Below are 18,425 nucleotides of genomic sequence, written 5' to 3'. Positions count from 1 at the left end.
CGGCATTTATGTGCACTGCGCGGCAGGCCGGCCACTCCACGTAATGGCACCGAGTGCCCCTATGGTCGCTTTTCGGCCCGCTTGCGGGTGGGCCGGGTCCGCCCCCGGGTGGCCGAGTCCCGCCGCCCGGCGGGCCGCGGTCCGCCCCGTGCGGGCCGGGTCCGCCGACGAGCGGGCCGGGGTCCGCCTCCGGGTGGGCCAGGTCCGCCACCGCGCGAACCGTGTCCCTGTCCCCGACGGAAGGAAGGCCCTTGCCGACCGCCACGCCCGTAGCCCCCACCATCCGCGCGCCGCGCGCCGCCGGCTCCGCGCCTGCCGCCGCTCCCCCGGAGATCACCGTCACCGACCCGGCGCTGGTCAAGCGCGCCGTGAAGGCGGCAGCGCTCGGCAACGCCATGGAGTGGTTCGACTTCGGTGTCTACAGCTACATCGCGGTGACCCTGGGCAAGGTCTTCTTCCCGTCCGGCAACCCGACCGCGCAACTGTTGTCCACCTTCGGCGCCTTCGCCGCGGCCTTCCTCGTCCGCCCGCTCGGCGGCATGGTCTTCGGACCGCTCGGCGACCGCGTCGGCCGCCAGAAGATCCTCGCGTTCACCATGATCATGATGGCGGCGGGCACCTTCGCGATCGGCCTGATCCCCTCGTACGCGACGATCGGCGTCGGCGCACCGATCCTGCTGCTCGCCGCCCGTCTCGTCCAGGGCTTCTCCACCGGCGGCGAGTACGCGGGCGCCACGACCTTCATCGCCGAGTACGCGCCCGACAAGAAGCGCGGCTTCTTCGGCAGCTGGCTGGAGTTCGGCACGCTGGCCGGCTACATCGGCGGTGCGGGCCTGGTCACGCTGATGACCGCCCTGCTCTCCGACGACGCCCTGCTGTCCTGGGGCTGGCGTGTGCCGTTCCTGATCGCGGGCCCGATGGGCATCATCGGCCTCTACCTGCGGATGCGCCTGGAGGAGACCCCGGCGTTCGCCGCCGAGGTCGAGAAGGCGGAGAAGTCGCGCCCCAAGGTGCGGCTGCGCGAGATGGTCGCCGGCCAGTGGCGTGCGCTGCTGCTGTGCATGGGCCTGGTCCTGGTCTTCAACGTCACCGACTACATGCTGCTGTCGTACATGCCGAGCTACCTGACCAGTGAGCTCAAGTACGACGAGACGCACGGTCTGCTCGTCGTCCTCGGCGTGATGGTGCTGATGATGGTCGTGCAGCCCTTCGCGGGCGCGCTGACCGACCGGATCGGCCGCCGCCCGTTGATCTTCGCGGGCTGTGCCGGGTTCCTGGCCCTGTCGGTCCCCGCGCTGCTGCTGATCCGTCAGGGCAGCCTGCTCGCCGTCGCTCTCGGCATGGCCGCTCTCGGCCTGCTGCTGGTCTGCTTCACCGCGGCGATGCCCGCGGCGCTGCCCGCGCTCTTCCCGACGAAGGTCCGCTACGGCTCGCTGTCCATCGGCTTCAACATCTCCGTGTCGATGTTCGGCGGCACCACCCCGCTGGTGGTCACGGCCCTCATCGGGGCGACCGGCAACATGATGATGCCCGCCTACTACATGATGGCCGCCGCCGTGATCGGAGGCGTCGCGGTCTGGTTCATGTCCGAGTCCGCCGGGCGTCCGCTGCCGGGTTCCGCGCCGTCCGTGGAGCCCGCCGACCGCTGACGCGGACGCGGAGCACGAACCGCCAGGCCGCCACGGGCGCCGGCGCCGGGTCACAGCCCGGCACCGGCGCCCGTCGCCGTGGAACCGCGGCCTCCGCGACGCCGTCTGAGTCCCTGTTCCGACGGCACGACGGAAGGACCACGGGGGACATGCGCGCGGGTCGGTCGAGTTTCGTACGGGGACGGCTGCTGGTCGTCGTCCTGGCCCTGCTGGGGCTCCAGCTGGGATCGCTGGTGGCACCGGCGTACGCCTGCGGATGCGGCGCCATGGTGCCGGACGCGCAACGGCACGTCACGGTGGACCGCGAGATGTCCGTGGTCCGCTTCGACGGCCGTCAGGAACAGATCGTGATGCGCCTGACGGTCACCGGGGACTCCCGCAAGGCCGCATGGATCATGCCGGTCCCGCACCGGGCCACCGTGAAGCTGGGAGACAGCGAGCTGTTCGGCCTGCTCGACGACGCCGTCGCGCCCGAGCACCGCACACGCCACCACTTCTGGCCGGACTCCGGCGACTGGCCCTTCGCCGGTGACGGGGACACGGCCGACGCCCCGCGGGCCGGCGCGACGGCGCCCTCCGTGGACGTCGTCGGCCGCGAACGCCTGGGCCCCTTCGACGTGGCCCGCCTGACCGCCACCGACTCCGGCGCCCTCGGCGACTGGCTCGCCGAGAACGGCTTCTCGCTCCCCGCACGGCTCGACAAGGCACTGCAGCCCTACGTCGACCAGGGCTGGGAGTACGTGGCGATCCGGCTCGCCCCCGAGCAGGACGACGCCCCCCTCGGCGGCACCCTGGACCCGCTCCACCTCACCTTCGCCAGCGACGAACCGGTGTACCCGATGCGGCTGTCCCGGCTCGCCCGGACACCGCAGTCCCTGGGCCTGTACGTCCTCGCCGCGCACCGCATGGAGCCGGGCTCGTCGATCGGCGGCGACGCTCCCCGGATCACGTACGCGGGCCGGATCGCCGCCCTTCCGGGCCCGCTGGCCGGGCTCACGGCCGACGGCACGGACTTCCTCACCGCCATCGACCAGGAGTTCCCGCAGCCCTCGCGCATCTCCGGCGACCACCGGCTGCGGCGCACGGCCACCGATGCGACATACCGTCAGGTGATCTACAGCGACCGGCTGTTGATGGCGGGACCGGTCCCGGCCTGGCTGCTGACGGTCCTCGCGGTGTTGGCCGCCGCCCTGACGGTCCTCGCGCTGCGCGTACGGGCCCACCGGCGCCGCCCGGTGCTGCCGCCGCCCCCGGTGCACGCACCGCCGCCGATCGGCTGACGTCCGACGCGCCCCGCGGAAAACCGGCTGGCGAGTGCCCGGAGCCGCGACTACATTCACCACCACAACTAGTTAGGGCATCTAACTAGACATACGAAAGGCATGGTGCATGAGCGAGTCGCAGCTCTGGAACGACGTCGACGACTATTTCGCCACCCTCCTCGCCCCCCATGACGACGCCCTCGCCGCAGCCCTGCGCGAGAGCGACGCGGCCGGCCTGCCCCGCATCAACGTCGCACCGAACCAGGGCAAGCTGCTCCACCTCCTCGCCCAGCTCCAGGGCGCGCGTCGCGTCCTGGAGATCGGCACCCTCGGCGGCTACAGCACCATCTGGCTGGGCCGCGCCCTGCCCGCCGACGGCCGGCTGATCACCCTGGAGTACGACCCGGCGCACGCCGAGGTCGCCCGCCGCAACCTCGTCCGCGCCGGCCTCGACGAGATCGTCGAGGTACGGGTGGGCCCCGCCCTGGAGTCCCTGCCGAAACTGGCCGACGAGCATCCGGAGCCGTTCGACCTCGTCTTCATCGACGCCGACAAGGTGAACAACCCGCACTACGTCGAGTGGGCCGTCATGCTCACCCGGCCCGGCAGCCTGATCGTCCTCGACAACGTCGTGCGGGGCGGCGCCGTCACGGACGCGGACAGCACCGACCCGAGCGTCCGCGGCACCCGTGCCGCGCTCGAACTGTTCGCCAAGCACCCGAAGTTGAGCGGCACGGCGGTCCAGACGGTGGGCAGCAAGGGGTACGACGGGTTCGCGCTGGCCCGCGTGGTGGCCTGACGGTCCCGAACGGCGGGGCCGCCACCCGGGACCGGAAACCCCCTAGGGCTCGTGGTAGAAGCCCACGTTCACGGTGCGCGGGCCGCCGCGGTCCTGGATGACGAGTTCCCCGGAACCGCCCGCCGGCAGCTTCGCCGTCCCCCCGTACGGGAGGGGCTGCGCCTGCTGCCCGGCCAGCGTCAGCCGCACCTCGGAGGACGGCTCGGAGTGCGAGCCGCGCAGCCAGGTCACCTGCCAGGTGCCCTCCGGGCCGCACAGGAACTCCAGATGGACCCGGGAGACGAACAGCCAGTCGTCGGGGGTCGCGAGACGGCACACGGCCCGGTCCCGGCCCACCCGCAACACGGCTCCGGGGTCGCTCGGCGCGTCGGCCATCAGCATCCCGGCCGTCGCACCCGCGTCCGCCCCGGACACCGAGGCCATGGTGAGTTCGAGCACGCGCGCTCCTTCGTGTTGTGCCGGTCCCGTCGTTCGGGCACGGAGCGCCGTCGGCGCGCCGCCGCCGCATGATAATTCGACCGATCGCCCCGTGGTGGGGCCTCCGGCACAATGGACCCATGACCGAGCGAAAGCCACCCGGTGTCAGCTTCGAGTCCTGGATCGACAAACAGATCCGTGAGGCGCAGGCGCGCGGCGAGTTCGCGGAACTCCCGGGCGCCGGCAAGCCGCTGCCGCACGGGAACGACACGTCGTACGACGAACTGTGGTGGATCAAGCAGAAGATGGCCCGCGAGGGGCTGTCCGTGCTGCCGCCCACCCTCGCCCTGCGCAAGGAGGCGGAGGACGCGCTCGCCGCGGCCGCCGCGGCACCCTCGGAACGCGTCGTGCGGCGCATCGTCGAGGACATCAACGCCAAGATCCGCGACGTCATGTTCAAGCCCCCGCCGGGACCGCCCCTCGGCCTCAAGCCGTACGACGTGGAAGCGGTCGTGCGCGAGTGGCGCGAAGCCCGGGAGGAATGACCGGCCGCCCGGGTGTGACCCGGGCCGGCAGGGGCAACCGGGCTGCTGGGCTGCGGGAGTCCGAACGGGGCCGCGTCCCCGGACCGAGGTCCGGGGACGCGGCCCCGTGGCACGGCCGGCCGTGGCCGACCGTGCGGGACGTGTCCCGCACCGTTGCCGACGACGGTGCGGGACACGGGCTCACAGGTGCAGGAGCCGCTCGGTGATCTCGCGGTAGTCCCGCAGCGCGAGACGCAGCTGTTCGGTGTCCGCGCCCGCCTCCTTGCCCTCACCCTGCTGGAGGACCGTGCGCAGGGAGCGCCGACGCCGGGTCACTGCCTCCGTGAACGTCCCGGCCAGCTCCTCCAGCACGTGGTCGGCCTCCTCCACGGAGTCCCTCGGCCCGTCCACGAATCCGCCGAGCGCGTGCCGCAGACGCAGCGCGAACGTGTCGCTCTCGTCCTTCGCCAGCAGCGGGGTGTCCGGCCGTCCGGCGTCCTGCGCGGGCCGGTCGCCGCCGTGGCCGTCGGCGCGCCCGCTCCCCGTTCCGCCCTCGGCGGCACCCGTGGCACCCGTGGCACCCGTGGCGGTCCGGGCACGGTCGCCGAGACCCTCGCCGCGGCCGACGCGTTCGGCTCCCGCGGTGCGGGCACCGGACTTCCCGGTGCCGTCGCGGCCGAGCCCGTCGCCACCGCGGGCCGGGACGTCGGCACGCCCGCCGGCGCGGTCCTCGTCGGCGCGGGTACGGACGTCGTCGCCCCGGCCGCGTCCGTCCGCGCCCGTGCGGCCCACGGCCGCCGGTCCGTCGCCCTCGCGGGAAGTCCCGGCCGCGTCGGTCCGGCCCGGCCGCTCCTCGCGCACCGCGCGGCCCTCGCCGCCGGTGGCGCGCACGCCCTCCCGCGGCGCGGTGACGGAGCCCTCGGGCTCGCCCGCGCGTGCCGCCGCGGCCTCCTCCGCCGCCGCCCGGAACGCCGGGTCCACCGGGCCCCTCCCGGTCGTACGCGACGGTGTCCGCTCCGGACCCTGGTCCGGTGCCTTGTCGTTCATCTTCGTCAACTCCCCTTCACCTGACGGCGGGTGAACGCCCAGGGCAGCGAGGAACGGCTGCCGGAGACCGGCTTCCCCGAGTCGGCCTCCGGGGTCTGCGCCTCCTCCGTGCGATGCCGCGGATCGTCCTGCCGCGCCGGGGCCACCAGCTCCTCGAACAGGGCGCGGGCCTCGATCATGGCCTTGCGCATCTCCTCCGTACCGGCGCCGTTCTCCGCCGCTCCGGACTGCGCGACGCGATGCACGCGCCGGTAGCCGTGGACGTGGTGCCCGTGGTGCACCGAGAGGGCGTCGACCTGCTCCTCGTACCGGCCGCCGTCGGGGAAGCCGCGCTTGCCCGCCACCTCGCCGAGCAGCCGGTCGGCCTCGGCCACGGCCTCTTGCGGGGAGTCCACGAAGCGTTCCTGGGCGGCGGTCCAGCGGTTCGCGTACTCCTCGCGGGCCGCGGCCTCCAACGGCTGCCTGCGCAGCGCCCCGTGCCGCTTCACCCGCTCGGCCAGGTCACGTTCGGCGGCCCGGGCGTCGCCGTCGTGCCGGGCGACGGTCCTGTCGTACTCGGGTCCGAAGCGCCGCCGCAGACTGCGCCCGCCCTGCGGCCTTTGAGAAAGAAGGGTCAGGGTGGCCGCAACGACGACAACGGCCACCACGATCACGATCAGAGCGATGATCACGCCTGTGGACATGGATGCCTTCCCGGGTTCTCGACCCAACGGGCCGGTTCGGGAACCGGGTTGCCCGGAAAGCGCTCCCCAAACGGTCCCCGCACCGCGCACGCCCGCCGTCCGCCGCCCGCGTCGCGGGGGCCGCCGTAATCCGCTTGCGGGCGGGGTGCCCCGCCTCCCCACAATGACCGGCATGACCGACGCCCCCGCCGACAACGCCTCCCGTACGACGGCCTCCTGGACCGTCGCTCCCGAGCCCTTCGACTCCCCCGCGGCGGCGGCGCTGTGGCGGGCGTACTACACGGAGGTCAGCGACCGCTGGTACCTGCTGCACGAGGGACGCACGACGGACCCCGGCGAGCTGGAGCGTGAGATCGCCGCACGCACGGGCAGCGAATTCGCCCCGCCCATCGGGGTGCTGCTCGTCGCGCGGTACGACGGCGAGCCCGCGGGCACGGCCGGCGTACGGATGCTCGACGCCGGCACGGGCGAACTGAGCCGCGTCTTCGTCCGCCCGGAACTGCGCGGCAGGGGCGGCGCTCCCGTCCTGCTCGCGGCGGCCGAGGAGGCGGCCCGCGGCCTCGGCGCCGAACGGCTCGTCCTCGACACCCGCAGCGACCTCGTGGAGGCCCGCGCGCTGTACGCCCGGCACGGCTACCGGGAGACCGCCGCGCACAACGACGACATGTACGCCGAGCACTGGTTCAGGAAGGAACTGACGGGCCGGCCGGCGGAGTAGGGCCGGGACCGCTCTCAGGTCTGCCTGGTGTGCGGACCGGGCACCGAGCCGTCGTGCGGCCGTTCCGCGTCCGAACCGCACATCTCCGCGTTCAGCTCCTCGACCAGCCGGGCCAGGTCGGTCGGCCGGTCCGGCCCCCACCAGTCGCCGAGCAGCTCGGCGAGCGACTCCTCACGGGCCTTGGCCAGCCTCTCGGCGGCCTCCCGGCCGTCCTCGGTGAGCACCAGGTCGAGTCCCTCGCGCAGGGCGAGCCGGCGCTCCTCGACCTGCCGTGCCGCGGCCAGGACGACATGCAACGGCACGGAACTGCGCTCGGCGAGCTCCGCGGGCTCCGCCCACCCGTACTTCTTGATCCGCAGCAGCAGCCAACTCGCCGCGGGCAGCAGGTCGTAGCCCGCCCGCGCGGTGATCTTCTCGTAGATCTCCCGCCGCCCCTCGCGGGTCCCGAGCACCGACAGCGCCCGGCACACCTCGTCGTACGACGACCGCTCCACCGGGTTGCTGGCGAGCGTCTCCGTGACGTCCGGCGCCGTCACCGAGCCCCGCAGCCTGTCCTCGCGCAGGAACCAGGCCAGCACGAAGCCGAGAAGGGCCACCGGGGCGGCGTAGAGGAACACGTCCGTGATGGACGACGCGAACGCGTGCAGGACGGGCTGGCGCAGCGCGGACGGCAGCTCGGCGATGCCCTTCGGGTCGGCCTTGAGCGCGTCGGGCGTGAGGCCCGGGGGGAGCTCCTGCCCGGAGAGCGCGACGACGAGGTTGTCGCCGAGACGGTTCGCGAAGACCGTGCCGAAGATGGCGACGCCGAACGAGGCTCCGATGGAGCGGAAGAACGTCGCTCCGGACGTGGCGACGCCGAGGTCCTCGTACGAGACCGCGTTCTGCACGATCAGCACCAGGACCTGCATGACCAGGCCGAGCCCCAGGCCGAAGACGAAGAAGTACACGCTCATCTCGCCGGTGCCGCTGTTCTCGTCCATCTGGTGGAGCAGCAGCAGGCCGATGGTGGTCACCGCCGTGCCCGCCACCGGGAACACCTTCCAGCGGCCGGTGCGGCTGACCACCTGCCCGGAGAAGGTGGAGGACAGCAGCAGCCCGAGCACCATCGGCAGCATGTGCACACCGGACCAGGTCGGCGAGACGCCCTGGACGACCTGGAGGAAGGTCGGCAGATAGGTCATCGCGCCGAACATCGCGAAGCCGACGATGAAGCTGATCACGGCGGACAGCGTGAAGGTGCGGATGCCGAACAGCTTCAGGGGGAGGACGGGCTCGGCCGCCCGCCGCTCCACGGCGACGAACAGGAAGGCCAGCGCCACCCCCAGCACCGCGAGCCCGATGATCTGCGGCGAGCTCCAGCTCCAGGTGGTGCCGCCGAGGGAGGCCACCAGCACCAGACAGGTGGCGACCGCGGCGATCAGGAACGTGCCGAGGTAGTCGATGACGTGCCGGGCCTTCTTCGCCGGGATGTGCAGGACGACCGCGATCACGACGAGGGCGACGACGCCCACGGGCAGATTGACGTAGAAGACCCAGCGCCAGCTGAGGTGTTCGGTGAGCAGCCCGCCGAGCAGCGGTCCGAGCACGCTGGTCGCGCCGAAGACCGCGCCGAACAGCCCCTGGTACTTGCCCCGTTCACGCGGCGGCACGAGGTCCCCGACGATCGCCATCGACAGGACCATCAGGCCGCCGCCGCCGAGTCCCTGGAGGGCGCGGAAGCCGATCAGCTCGCCCATGTTCTGCGCCATGCCGCACAGCGCGGAGCCGATCAGGAAGATCACGATCGCCGTCTGGAACAGCTTCTTGCGGCCGTACTGGTCGCCGAGTTTGCCCCACAGCGGGGTCGCCGCGGTCGACGCGAGCAGATACGCGGTCACCACCCAGGACAGGTGCTCCAGACCGCCGAGGTCGCTGACGATGGTGGGCAGCGCCGTCGACACGATCGTCTGGTCCAGCGCGGCGAGCAGCATGCCGAGCAGCAGCGCGCCGATCGAGACGAAGACGCTGCCGTGCACCTGGTCGCGTGCGTCGAGCGCGGCGGCGGTGCGGCGCCGCACGGCCGATTCGTTGACGGCCGTCACCCCGCCCGGTCCTGCCGGCGCGTCCGGCCCGGCGGGCGTGTCCGCGCCGCCGGGCGCGTCCGGCGCGTCCGGCCCGCCCGGTATGTCCGCGCCGTGCGCATCCCCGGTCATTCGACCTCCCTGAGCCCCGAGGGTCCCGGTCAACCCCCATCCTGGTCGGTGTGACCCGTTATGGCCTGTCGAGTCATCCGGAAGCAGGTATTCCGGGGGGCTCCTTGGAGATTCCGTGAGGGACATCCGGATAATCTCTGGAGCTTCAGGGGGAGGGACCCACGCGTGACTGATCCGAACGGGCATGTCTGCCCCGAGTGCGAGACGCCCAGGGCGCCGGACGGCACCCCGTCGTGCGGCTGCGCACAGCGGGCGTCCGACGCGCTCCGCGACGCCCGCACGGCCGAGGCCGCCGCGGCGGGGGACTTCGACCCCCTGCGCATACGTCCGTACGTGGAACTGGGCGCGGCAGGCGCCGGGGGCGCTTCGGAGACTCCGGGCACCCCGGGGTCCGCGGAGGGCGAGTCCTCCGGGAGCACCGCCCCTGCCGCGACGGCCGGAGCGGCGGGCACCGACGAGGACCCGTCGGCCACCGTGCGGCTGAAGGCGGTGCCGCCGGACGCGACCATGCGGCTCGCGGCGCTGCCGTCCGAGCCGCGCGCCGCCGACGTACGCCTCTTCCAGGACCAGGAGCGGGGGCCCGGGCAGGGCCGGGGACGGCACCGGGAGGCCGGCCGGGCGGCCGCCTCGGACGGACGGCCCCGACGTCGTCGCCGTACCGCGGTCCTGGCCGCCGCCGCGGCCACCGTGACCGTGGCGGCAGCGGCGGGGTTCGCGAGCGGGCTGTTCTCGTACGACACCCCCGCGCGGGACGCGGCGCTGCCGAAGGACGTGCGGGCGAGCGTGCCGGACTCGTCCTCCGAGGCGGCCTCGGTGTCCCCCTCGGCGAGCGCTTCGGCCGCGACGCGGGCACCGAGCGCGTCGGCCTCCGCGTCGCCGAGCACGAGCCCGTCGCCCTCGGCTTCGGAGTCGGCGCCGGAGGCGAGCGCGTCGCCGAGCCCGTCCCGGTCGACGGCCGGCCCCACGCAGTCGTCGGGCACGGCGGGCACCACCGCGTCGGCGCAGCCGCCGAGCGACACGTCCGAGGGAATCGGCGCCACGACCCTGCGGCGCGGCGACCGGGGCCCCGAGGTCACCGAACTCCAGCTGCGCCTGCGCCAGCTCGGGCTCTACCAGGGCGGCCCGGACGGCAGGTTCGGCAGACATGTCGAGGACGCCGTTCGCCGCTACCAGTGGGCACGCGGCATCTCCGGCGACGAGATGGGCGTCTACGGGCGGTTCACCCGGGCGAGCCTGGAGTCGGAGACGACGGAGCCGTGAGAGTCCGCCGAGGCCGGCGCGGGGCCGGGACCCCCGGACGGGTCCCCCCTCCGGGGACGGCCCTCCAAGCGGATCCTCGACCGAACTGAACCGGTCACTGACCGGTCGCTGAAGCGGTCACTGACCGGTCGCTGAAGCGGTCGGGCTTCGACCGAGACGAAGGGGCGCCACCGCGACCTGAAGGGGGCCGGTCTGGCCTGACCCGAGGCAGGCGCGGGGCACGGGCTGCCCTCGACTTGAGAGAGGCGCGAGGCACGGGCTGCCCTTGACCCGAGAGAGACGCGAGGCACGGACAGCCCTCGGCCTGAGAGAGACGCGGGGCGCGGACTGCCCTCGGCCCGGGGCACGAAGAAGCCGGGGCTCAGAGCGGGCGGAGCAGCCCGGCGCCGGCCTGGGCGACGCAGTCGGGGTTCACGCAGCGGCCGGCGCGGGCGGGGCTCAGCCGAAGTGGAGACGGAGGGTGCCGTCCTCCGCGGGCACGACGCGGACCTGCGTCAGGTCGGCGACGAGGACGTCCGGGCCGTGCAGTCCGGCCCGGGGACCGATCCCGACCACCGTCATCCCGGCGGCCTTGCCCGCCTCGATCCCCGCCCCCGAGTCCTCGAAGACGACGCAGTCCTCGGGAGCGACACCCAGCTCCGCCGCCCCCTTGAGGAACCCCTCGGGATCGGGCTTGCTCGCCCCGACGGACTCGGCGGTGACCCGCACGTCGGGCAGTTCCAGCCCGGCGGCGGCCATCCGTGCGGTGGACAGCGCCACGTCCGCCGAGGTGACGAGCGCGTGCGGCAGTCCCGTGAGGGAGGCCAGGAAGTCGTGGGCGCCCGCGATCGCGACGACGCCGTCCATGTCGGCGGTCTCCTCGGCGAGCATGCGCGCGTTGTCCGTGTGGTTCTGCTCCATGGGCCGGTCGGGCAGCAGCATCGCCATCGAGGCGTAGCCCTGCCGGCCGTGGACGACCTTCATGACCTCGTCGCCGTCCAGGCCGTGACGGTCGGCCCAGCGGCGCCAGCAGCGTTCGACGACGGCGTCGGAGTTGACGAGGGTGCCGTCCATGTCGAGGAGGAGGGCGCGGGCGGTCAGAACGGTGGGGGCCGTCGTCATCGGCAATGCTCCAAGGCGCGGGAAAGGGGCACGGGGGTGCCCCTGGGAACAAGGCGGCCCCGTCCGCCGGTCAGGGAGGTGCGGACGGGAGCCACTTTGTTCTTTTACGATACAAAACAAGAGGGGTGCCGCGCCACCGGGCCTGACCTGCGGCTCGTCACCCCCGCGACGAGCGGCCACCCGGACGACACCTCAGGGACACCGACGTACCCCCTCCGGCCGCCCGGCCCGGCGGCGCCGCAGCGCGGCCCGACGGCGCGGCGGGACGTCAGCCCGCGACCGCCTCGTACAGGCTCCAGACACCCAGTCCGAGCATCAGCACGGCCGCCACCTTGGTGATCAGCTCCAGCGGCACCCGCTTCATCAGGGCCTTGCCGCCGACGATGCCGAGGCCCGCGACCGCCCACAGGGCGAGGACGGCACCGAGACCGACGGACAGCGGGTCGTCGTAGCGGGCGGCGAGGTTCGCCGTCATGATCTGGGTCAGGTCACCGAACTCGGCGACGAGGATGAGCATGAAACCCGCGCCGGAGACCTTCCAGAAACTCTGGTTCTCGGGCTTGCGGATCTCCTCCTCGTCCTCGTCCTTCTTCATGAGCAGGACCGCGGCACCACCGAGGAAGAGCACGCCGGTGAGCGCGTGCACGATCTGCTGCGGCAGCAGGGTCAGGACGCTGCCCGCCGCGACGGCGAGCGCGACGTGCAGGGCGAACGCGGCGGCGACACCGGCGAAGACGTACGAGGCGCGGTAGCGGGTGCCGAGGACGAGCCCGGCGAGCGCGGTCTTGTCCGGCAGCTCGGCAAGGAAGACGACACCGAAGACGAGCGCCATCACGCTGATGCTGATCAAAATTCCTCAATCGGTCGGGCTGCCCCACCGAGAGTGCTGTTGCTGCGCTGCGACACCTCGGCACGGCAGCACACGGCGGCGCCCACGCCGGGAGGCGCGGACAGGAGCACCCACGCCGAAGGACACGGCACGGGCGGTGCACTGCTTGCCGAAGGTCTCGCTGGCCGGCCTCGTGGACGAGGCCTGCCTCCGGGCGCCGGCTCAGACGAGCTGAGCAGTATGTCGACGGTCCGGCGAAGAGCTACTCCCCTTCTGCGCCGTCCATGCTACGCGACACCGGCCCGGCCCCGACAGGGACTTTGGTCACATCGGGCGCAAGGCGACAAAAGGGGCCACCGGCGACGTGGGGACCTCGCGAAGATCCCGCCACAGACCTTGTCGTGTCATGTGCACGTCACTAGCTTCTAACCCGAGCCACACCCTCCGGAAACACGCCGCCGCAAGCATGTGCTCGCTCACCCCCAACGGCCCCCCACTCCAAGGGAGTTCGCATGCCAAAGGTCTACGCGCGTCGACGACTGAGCATACTCGCAGCCGTCACGGGCCTGATAGCCATGGCCGGGATTTTCAACGGCCCGACCGCCTCCGCCGCACTGCCGACCCCGGTCAGCGCCGCCACCGCCCGCACCTACCTCGCCTCGCTGAAGGTGGCGACGGAGAACCGCACGGGCTACAACCGTGATCTGTTCCCCACGTGGATCACCATCAGCGGCACCTGCAACACCCGTGAGTACATCCTCAAGCGCGACGGCACGAACGTCGTCACCGACTCCGCGTGCGCGGCCACCAGCGGCACCTGGCGCTCGGCCTACGACGGCGCCACCTGGACCGCCGCCTCCGACCTGGACATCGACCACCTCGTGCCGCTGGCCGAGGCCTGGGACTCCGGCGCCGGCGCCTGGACCACCGCACAGCGCCAGGCGTTCGCCAACGACGTGACCCGCCCCCAGCTCATCGCGGTCACCGACAACGTGAACCAGCAGAAGAGCGACCAGGACCCGGCCGAGTGGATGCCCCCGCTCAGCTCGTACGCCTGCACCTACGTCCGCGCCTGGGTCCAGGTGAAGTACTACTACAACCTCTCGGTCGACTCCGCCGAGAAGTCCAAGCTCAGCTCGGTGCTCAGCGGCTGCTGACCCGGCCGGTCCCGTCCCGCGCGCCGCTCCGCCGCAGCGCGCTGTCTCCGGAACCTCCCCACCGGCCTCCGTCGTTCCGTACCGTACGGGGCGACGGAGGAGGGGTGATCACATGGCGGAGCTGCGCCTGGGACCGCTGCTGAGGTATGTCGACGGCTCGTCGGCGACCTTCTGGGTCGAGACGAGCCGTCCGTGCACCGCCGAGGTGCGGTGCGCCGACGGCGCCCACGGCAGCGCCGAGACCTTCCAAGTCGACGGCCACCACTACGCGTTGGTGCCGGTCGACGGACTGACACCGGGCACCGTCCGCACGTACGAGGTCGTGCTGGACGGCACCACCGTGTGGCCGCTGCCCGACTCCCCCTTCCCTCCCTCGGTGGTCCGCACCCCCGAGCCGGACGCCCCGGTCCGCGTCACCTTCGGCTCCTGCCGCTGGGCCGCGCCGCCCGCGGACGAGAAGGACCCGGTCGGGCCCGACGCCCTGGACACCCTCGCGGCCCGCATCGCCGCCGACCCCGACGGCGAACGCCCGGACGTACTGCTGCTGTTGGGCGACCAGGTGTACGCGGACGAGGTCTCCAGGTCAACCAGGGAATGGATCGCGGCGCGGCGGGGTCTCGCCGATCCCCCGGGCAGCCAGGTCGCGGACTACGAGGAGTACACCCGCCTCTATGACGAGTCCTGGCTGGACCCCGAGATCCGCTGGCTGCTGTCCACCGTGCCCAGCTGCATGATCTTCGACGACCACGACGTCATCGACGACTGGAACACCAGCGCCGCCTGGGTCGCCGACATGCGGGCCACCCCGTGGTGGCGCGAGCGGGTGCTGAGCGGCCTGATGTCGTACTGGGTCCACCAGCACCTCGGCAACCTCTCCCCGCGCGAGCTGTCCGAGGACCTGCTGTACGCCGCGGTGCGCGAGACGCCCGACGGCACCGATGTGCTGCGCGCCTTCGCCGCCCAGGCCGACGCCGACCCGGCCTCCGTGCGCTGGAGCTACCGCCGCGACTTCGGCCGCACCCGGGTCCTGATGCTCGACACCCGGGCGGCCCGCGTCCTGGAGGAGTCGAACCGGTCGATGCTGGACCCGGGCGAGGAACGGTGGCTGCGGGAACAGGCGCTGGACGCGCCCGGCTCGTACGACCACCTCCTCATCGGCACCTCGCTCCCCTGGCTGCTGCCACACCTGGTGCACGACGCCGAGACGTGGAACGCCGCGCTGTGCAGGGGCGAACGGGGCGCCCGGTGGGCGCGGTTCGGCGAGGGGCTGCGCAGGCGGGCGGATCTGGAGCACTGGGCCGCCTTCCCGTCGTCGTTCGAGTCGCTGACGGCTCTGATCGCGGAGGCGGGGTCGAACGCGGAGGCGGGGTCGCGGACGCGAGCCCTGGAGGAAGCGGCGGCGGGGACTTCGGCGGGAGCCGGGGCCGAGACGGCCGGAACCGAGGTGGCCGGGGCCGGAGTCGGGGGCGGGACCGGGATCGCGGCTCCCGCGACCGTGCTCGTGCTGTCCGGGGACGTCCATCACGCCTACGTCGCCGAGCCGTCCTGGCCGGGCCGCCGGCCCGAGGCCACGGTCCTCCAGCTGACCTGCTCACCGGTCCACAACCAGATCCCGCTCTCCATACGGCTCGGTTTCCGTTTCGGCTGGAGCCGTCTCGCCCGCACGCTCGGGCACCGGCTCGCCCGGCACGGCCGCTGCCCCCGGCCACCGGTGGACTGGCGGAAGACCGGCGGCCCCTGGTTCGGCAATCAGCTGATGACGCTGACCCTGCGCGGGCGTTCGGCGACGCTGCGGCTCGAACAGGCGCTGGAGGTGCGCGGCAGCAGCGGCCGCAGCGGCGACGCGACCGCCGGCCGGGTCCGTCTGACGACCGTGACGGAGTCCGTCCTCACCCCACTCACCCCGCAATAGGCCCCTTGGGGCCGGTTGTTGGCCACGTTGTCCGTGATGCCCGTGACGCGTCCCACACCCGGCGCGGATCATCCGCACCAGGGCTCGGTTCCCGTACCGTACGGCGGCATGATGAGGCGGACCGTCCGCTTCCAGCGGGCGGTCTGCTGCCATGCGCCCCACACGCCCGGGAGTCACACCTTTGTCTGCAGCACCCTCCCCCGAGTTCTCGGCTGCGCTCGAACAGGGGGGACCCCCACCCGAGTTCTCGGCCGCGCTCGAACAGGGAGACCCCCCACCACCGGCCGGGACCGCCGGCGTCTCCGTCGCCCTCGTCGGAGCCGGCCCGCGCGGCACGAGCGTCCTGGAACGGCTGTGCGCGTCCGCGCCGGAACTCCTCCCGCCCGGCACCCCGCTGACCGTCCACGTCGTCGATCCGGACCCGCCGGGACCCGGCCGCGTCTGGCGCACCGCGCAGTCGCCGCACCTCCTGATGAACACCGTGGCCTCCCAGGTGACCCTGTTCACCGACGAGAGCGTGGACTGCTCGGGACCGATCCGTCCGGGACCCAGCCTGCACGCGTGGGCGCGCGGCGAGCTGGGGCCCGACGACTACCCGACCCGCGCCCGCTACGGCCGCTACCTGGAATGGGTCTTCGGCGAGGTGGTGCGCGGAGCGCCGTCCGCGGTGCGGGTGGAGGTGCACGCGGCGCGGGCGACCCGGCTCGACGACGCTCACGACGGCCGGCAGGACCTCGTCCTGTCCACCGGCCGCACCCTGTCCGGCCTGGCCGCCGTCGTCCTCGCGCAGGGCCATCTCCCGGCGCTCGCGGATCCCGCGGAGCGGCGCCTGTCCGCGCACGCGGGGCGGCACGGGCTGCGCCATGTCCCGCCCGCCAACCCGGCCGACGTCGACCTCTCCCCCCTCGCCCCCGGCGAACCGGTGCTGCTGCGCGGGCTCGGCCTCAACTTCTTCGACCACATGGCGCTGCTGACCGCGGGCCGCGGCGGCCGTTTCACGCGCACGGACGCGGGCCTGCGCTACCGGCCCTCGGGGAAGGAGCCGCGGCTGTACGCCGGCTCCCGGCGTGGTGTCCCGTACCAGGCGCGCGGCGACAACGCCAAGGGCCCGTACGGCCGTCACACCCCGCTCGTCCTCAGCGACGAGGTGATATCGGGCTTCCGCAAGCGCGCCGACTCCGGTGACGCGCCCGAATTCCTGGGCGAGATATGGCCGTTGGTCGCCAAGGAGGTGGAAACGGTCTACTACGAGGGCCTGTTGAACAGGATCGGCGGCCCCGCATCCGTCGGGCGCCTTCCCGGCGACTTCAGGGACCGCTTCCTCGGCGTACCGCACCGCGACCCCCAGGAGGCGCGCCTGCTCGACGAGTTCGGCATCGCGCCCGGCGAACGCTGGTCCTGGGACCGGCTCTCGCGCCCGTACGCCGGCCGGGCCTTCGCCGGCCCCGGCGCCTGGCGCGACTGGCTGCTCGGCCATCTGCGCCAAGACGCGGAGCAGGCCGCGCTCGGCAATGTCGAAGGGCCCCTGAAGGCCGCCCTCGACGTGCTGCGCGACCTGCGCAACGAACTCCGGCAGATCGTGGACCACCGTGGCCTGTCCGGCGACTCGCGGCGGGCGCACCTGGACCGCTGGTACACACCGCTCAACGCGTTCCTCTCCATCGGCCCGCCCCGGCGGCGCATCGAGGAGATGTCCGCGCTGATCGAGGCGGGCGTGCTGAGCGTCCTGGGCCCCCGGCTGGAGGTGCGGGCCGAGGACGGCGTCTGGGTCGCGCACTCCCCCGACGTCCCGGGGTCCGCCGTACGCGCCACGACGCTCGTGGAGGCGCGGCTACCGGAACCGGATGTGCGCAGGACGGCCGACCAGCTCCTCGGCCGGCTGTTGAGGACGGGGCAGTGCCGCCCGCACACCGTCGACGGCTACGAGACCGGCGGACTGGACGTCACACCGCGCCCCTATTTCCTGATCGACCGTCAAGGGCGTTCGCATCCAAGGAGGTTCGCGTTCGGGGTGCCCACGGAGGGCGTGCACTGGGTGACCGCGGCCGGGGCCCGGCCCGGCGTGGACTCGGTCACGCTGTCGGACGCCGACGCGGTGGCACGGGCCGTGCTGCGCGCGACGTCGGCCGGGACGGAACGGGAAACGGAACCGGAAGCGGAAGCCCACGCTTGGCCGAATGTTGAACTTGCAAGCATTGATTAGGGTAACCTAACGTTGGTGGCTCACTCGGTTCCGTCCCCCCACGATCCGGTCCCCCCACGGGCCGGACCAGACCGAAGGAGTCCCCCACATGACCGGACGCCTCGACAGCGCCCAGCCCTACGCCGTCGGCCTGTTCCGCATGGTCGTCGGACTGTTGTTCGCCGCACACGGCGCCGCCTCGCTCTTCGGTGTGCTCGGCGGCGCCTCCGGCACCGGCGGCACCATCGACGCGGGCACCTGGCCCGGCTGGTACGCGGCCGTGATCCAGCTCGTCGGCGGCGCCCTCGTGCTGCTCGGCCTCGGCACCCGCGCCGCCGCGTTCCTCTCGTCCGGCTCGATGGCGTACGCCTACTTCGACGTGCACCAGTCGGCGGCGCTGTGGCCGATCCAGAACGGCGGCGAGCTCTCCGCGCTGTTCTGCTGGGCGATGCTCCTGCTCGTCTTCACCGGGTCCGGCGCGCTCGGCCTCGACCGCCTCCTCACCGGCCGCACCTCACCCACCGCCGAGGAGAAGCGGTCCTCGGAGCCCGTCGCGGCCTGACCCCGACACCGCGCGCACGACGACGGCCCCCGGTCCTCCGTACGAGCGGTACGGGGGACCGGGCGCCGTCGTACCCGACTCGACTCGGGTGACGCGGCGTGAACGTGATGTGACTGACACATGAGCCCCCC

The 18,425-nt window shown here is 73.0% G+C and carries 16 protein-coding genes; 10 read left to right on the top strand and 6 right to left on the bottom strand.

What is annotated here, in order from left to right; genetic code table 11:
* Positions 1-251 precede the first annotated feature (251 nt).
* The 3 genes from proP (at position 252) to ABEB03_RS06985 (ending at position 3,710) form a co-directional block, all read left to right on the top strand.
* Entirely contained in the window at positions 252-1,649 is a 1,398-nt protein-coding gene (gene proP, locus ABEB03_RS06995; protein WP_425589192.1) for a glycine betaine/L-proline transporter ProP, read from the top strand.
* Positions 1,650-1,798: 149 nt separating this feature from the next.
* Complete coding sequence (locus ABEB03_RS06990; protein WP_345642882.1) at positions 1,799-2,929, top strand: DUF2330 domain-containing protein; 1,131 nt, start codon at positions 1,799-1,801, stop codon at positions 2,927-2,929.
* Positions 2,930-3,038: 109 nt separating this feature from the next.
* Positions 3,039-3,710, top strand: coding sequence for an O-methyltransferase (locus ABEB03_RS06985; RefSeq protein ID WP_345642878.1), 672 nt, complete (start codon positions 3,039-3,041; stop codon positions 3,708-3,710).
* A gap of 42 nt (positions 3,711-3,752) precedes the next feature.
* Here ABEB03_RS06985 and ABEB03_RS06980 read toward each other — a convergent pair whose 3' ends face one another.
* Positions 3,753-4,148, bottom strand: a complete 396-nt coding sequence (locus tag ABEB03_RS06980; RefSeq protein ID WP_345642875.1) for a hypothetical protein — start codon at positions 4,146-4,148, stop codon at positions 3,753-3,755.
* A 119-nt stretch (positions 4,149-4,267) separates the two neighbouring features.
* On the opposite strand from ABEB03_RS06980, the gene ABEB03_RS06975 reads away from it, so the two are divergent.
* Positions 4,268-4,672, top strand: coding sequence for a DnaJ family domain-containing protein (locus tag ABEB03_RS06975; protein ID WP_345642872.1), 405 nt, complete (start codon positions 4,268-4,270; stop codon positions 4,670-4,672).
* Between the two features lie 180 nt (positions 4,673-4,852).
* Here the strand turns inward: ABEB03_RS06975 and ABEB03_RS06970 are convergent, their stop codons facing one another.
* Together ABEB03_RS06970 and ABEB03_RS06965 are read right to left on the bottom strand one after the other, a co-directional pair.
* Positions 4,853-5,698, bottom strand: coding sequence for a putative sodium/potassium/calcium exchanger (locus ABEB03_RS06970; protein WP_345642870.1), 846 nt, complete (start codon positions 5,696-5,698; stop codon positions 4,853-4,855).
* A 5-nt stretch (positions 5,699-5,703) separates the two neighbouring features.
* Positions 5,704-6,381 carry a hypothetical protein gene (locus tag ABEB03_RS06965; RefSeq protein WP_345642868.1) on the bottom strand — a complete coding sequence of 226 codons (678 nt, stop codon included), beginning with the start codon at positions 6,379-6,381 and terminating at the stop codon, positions 5,704-5,706.
* 172 nt (positions 6,382-6,553) lie between these two features.
* Here ABEB03_RS06965 and ABEB03_RS06960 point away from each other — a divergent pair, with 172 nt between their 5' ends.
* Positions 6,554-7,099 carry a GNAT family N-acetyltransferase gene (locus ABEB03_RS06960; RefSeq protein WP_345642865.1) on the top strand — a complete coding sequence of 182 codons (546 nt, stop codon included), beginning with the start codon at positions 6,554-6,556 and terminating at the stop codon, positions 7,097-7,099.
* A 14-nt stretch (positions 7,100-7,113) separates the two neighbouring features.
* Here ABEB03_RS06960 and ABEB03_RS06955 read toward each other — a convergent pair whose 3' ends face one another.
* Complete coding sequence (locus ABEB03_RS06955) at positions 7,114-9,291, bottom strand: MDR family MFS transporter (RefSeq protein WP_425589191.1); 2,178 nt, start codon at positions 9,289-9,291, stop codon at positions 7,114-7,116.
* A 165-nt stretch (positions 9,292-9,456) separates the two neighbouring features.
* Between ABEB03_RS06955 and ABEB03_RS06950 the strand changes: the two genes are divergently transcribed.
* Positions 9,457-10,551 carry a peptidoglycan-binding domain-containing protein gene (locus ABEB03_RS06950; RefSeq protein WP_345642862.1) on the top strand — a complete coding sequence of 365 codons (1,095 nt, stop codon included), beginning with the start codon at positions 9,457-9,459 and terminating at the stop codon, positions 10,549-10,551.
* Positions 10,552-10,989: 438 nt separating this feature from the next.
* Here ABEB03_RS06950 and ABEB03_RS06945 read toward each other — a convergent pair whose 3' ends face one another.
* On the bottom strand, positions 10,990-11,652 hold the full coding sequence (locus ABEB03_RS06945) for an HAD family hydrolase (RefSeq protein ID WP_345642859.1): 663 nt from the start codon (positions 11,650-11,652) through the stop codon (positions 10,990-10,992).
* A gap of 268 nt (positions 11,653-11,920) precedes the next feature.
* Entirely contained in the window at positions 11,921-12,502 is a 582-nt protein-coding gene (locus ABEB03_RS06940; RefSeq protein ID WP_345642857.1) for a TMEM165/GDT1 family protein, read from the bottom strand.
* Positions 12,503-12,993: 491 nt separating this feature from the next.
* Here ABEB03_RS06940 and ABEB03_RS06935 point away from each other — a divergent pair, with 491 nt between their 5' ends.
* The 4 genes from ABEB03_RS06935 (at position 12,994) to ABEB03_RS06920 (ending at position 18,294) form a co-directional block, all read left to right on the top strand.
* Complete coding sequence (locus tag ABEB03_RS06935; RefSeq protein ID WP_028800892.1) at positions 12,994-13,638, top strand: HNH endonuclease family protein; 645 nt, start codon at positions 12,994-12,996, stop codon at positions 13,636-13,638.
* A gap of 112 nt (positions 13,639-13,750) precedes the next feature.
* Positions 13,751-15,550: an alkaline phosphatase D family protein gene (locus tag ABEB03_RS06930; protein ID WP_345642849.1), complete on the top strand. Its 1,800-nt coding sequence runs from the start codon at positions 13,751-13,753 to the stop codon at positions 15,548-15,550.
* 151 nt (positions 15,551-15,701) lie between these two features.
* The gene (locus ABEB03_RS06925) at positions 15,702-17,753 is read left to right on the top strand and encodes an FAD/NAD(P)-binding protein (RefSeq protein ID WP_425589190.1); all 2,052 of its coding nucleotides are present in this window, start codon (positions 15,702-15,704) and stop codon (positions 17,751-17,753) included.
* An 88-nt stretch (positions 17,754-17,841) separates the two neighbouring features.
* On the top strand, positions 17,842-18,294 hold the full coding sequence (locus ABEB03_RS06920; protein WP_345642844.1) for a DoxX family protein: 453 nt from the start codon (positions 17,842-17,844) through the stop codon (positions 18,292-18,294).
* Positions 18,295-18,425: the final 131 nt, after the last annotated feature.

Source organism: Streptomyces siamensis, from assembly GCF_039543605.1.
Lineage (GTDB): Bacteria > Actinomycetota > Actinomycetes > Streptomycetales > Streptomycetaceae > Streptomyces > Streptomyces siamensis.
The sequence above is the reverse complement of the archived record's forward strand: the minus strand, read 5'-3'. Positions and strand labels throughout refer to the sequence as shown.

Excerpts from the sequence above, each read along its gene's own strand:
- ABEB03_RS06945 (WP_345642859.1), bottom strand. The coding sequence starts at position 11,652 with ATGACGACGGCCCCCACCGTTCTGACCGCCCGCGCCCTCCTCCTCGAC.
- ABEB03_RS06985 (WP_345642878.1), top strand. The coding sequence starts at position 3,039 with ATGAGCGAGTCGCAGCTCTGGAACGACGTCGACGACTATTTCGCCACC.
- ABEB03_RS06965 (WP_345642868.1), bottom strand. The coding sequence starts at position 6,381 with ATGTCCACAGGCGTGATCATCGCTCTGATCGTGATCGTGGTGGCCGTT.
- ABEB03_RS06920 (WP_345642844.1), top strand. The coding sequence starts at position 17,842 with ATGACCGGACGCCTCGACAGCGCCCAGCCCTACGCCGTCGGCCTGTTC.
- ABEB03_RS06990 (WP_345642882.1), top strand. The coding sequence starts at position 1,799 with ATGCGCGCGGGTCGGTCGAGTTTCGTACGGGGACGGCTGCTGGTCGTC.
- ABEB03_RS06960 (WP_345642865.1), top strand. The coding sequence starts at position 6,554 with ATGACCGACGCCCCCGCCGACAACGCCTCCCGTACGACGGCCTCCTGG.
- ABEB03_RS06925 (WP_425589190.1), top strand. The coding sequence starts at position 15,702 with ATGCGCCCCACACGCCCGGGAGTCACACCTTTGTCTGCAGCACCCTCC.
- ABEB03_RS06970 (WP_345642870.1), bottom strand. The coding sequence starts at position 5,698 with ATGAACGACAAGGCACCGGACCAGGGTCCGGAGCGGACACCGTCGCGT.
- ABEB03_RS06955 (WP_425589191.1), bottom strand. The coding sequence starts at position 9,291 with ATGACCGGGGATGCGCACGGCGCGGACATACCGGGCGGGCCGGACGCG.
- ABEB03_RS06975 (WP_345642872.1), top strand. The coding sequence starts at position 4,268 with ATGACCGAGCGAAAGCCACCCGGTGTCAGCTTCGAGTCCTGGATCGAC.
- ABEB03_RS06935 (WP_028800892.1), top strand. The coding sequence starts at position 12,994 with ATGCCAAAGGTCTACGCGCGTCGACGACTGAGCATACTCGCAGCCGTC.
- ABEB03_RS06930 (WP_345642849.1), top strand. The coding sequence starts at position 13,751 with ATGGCGGAGCTGCGCCTGGGACCGCTGCTGAGGTATGTCGACGGCTCG.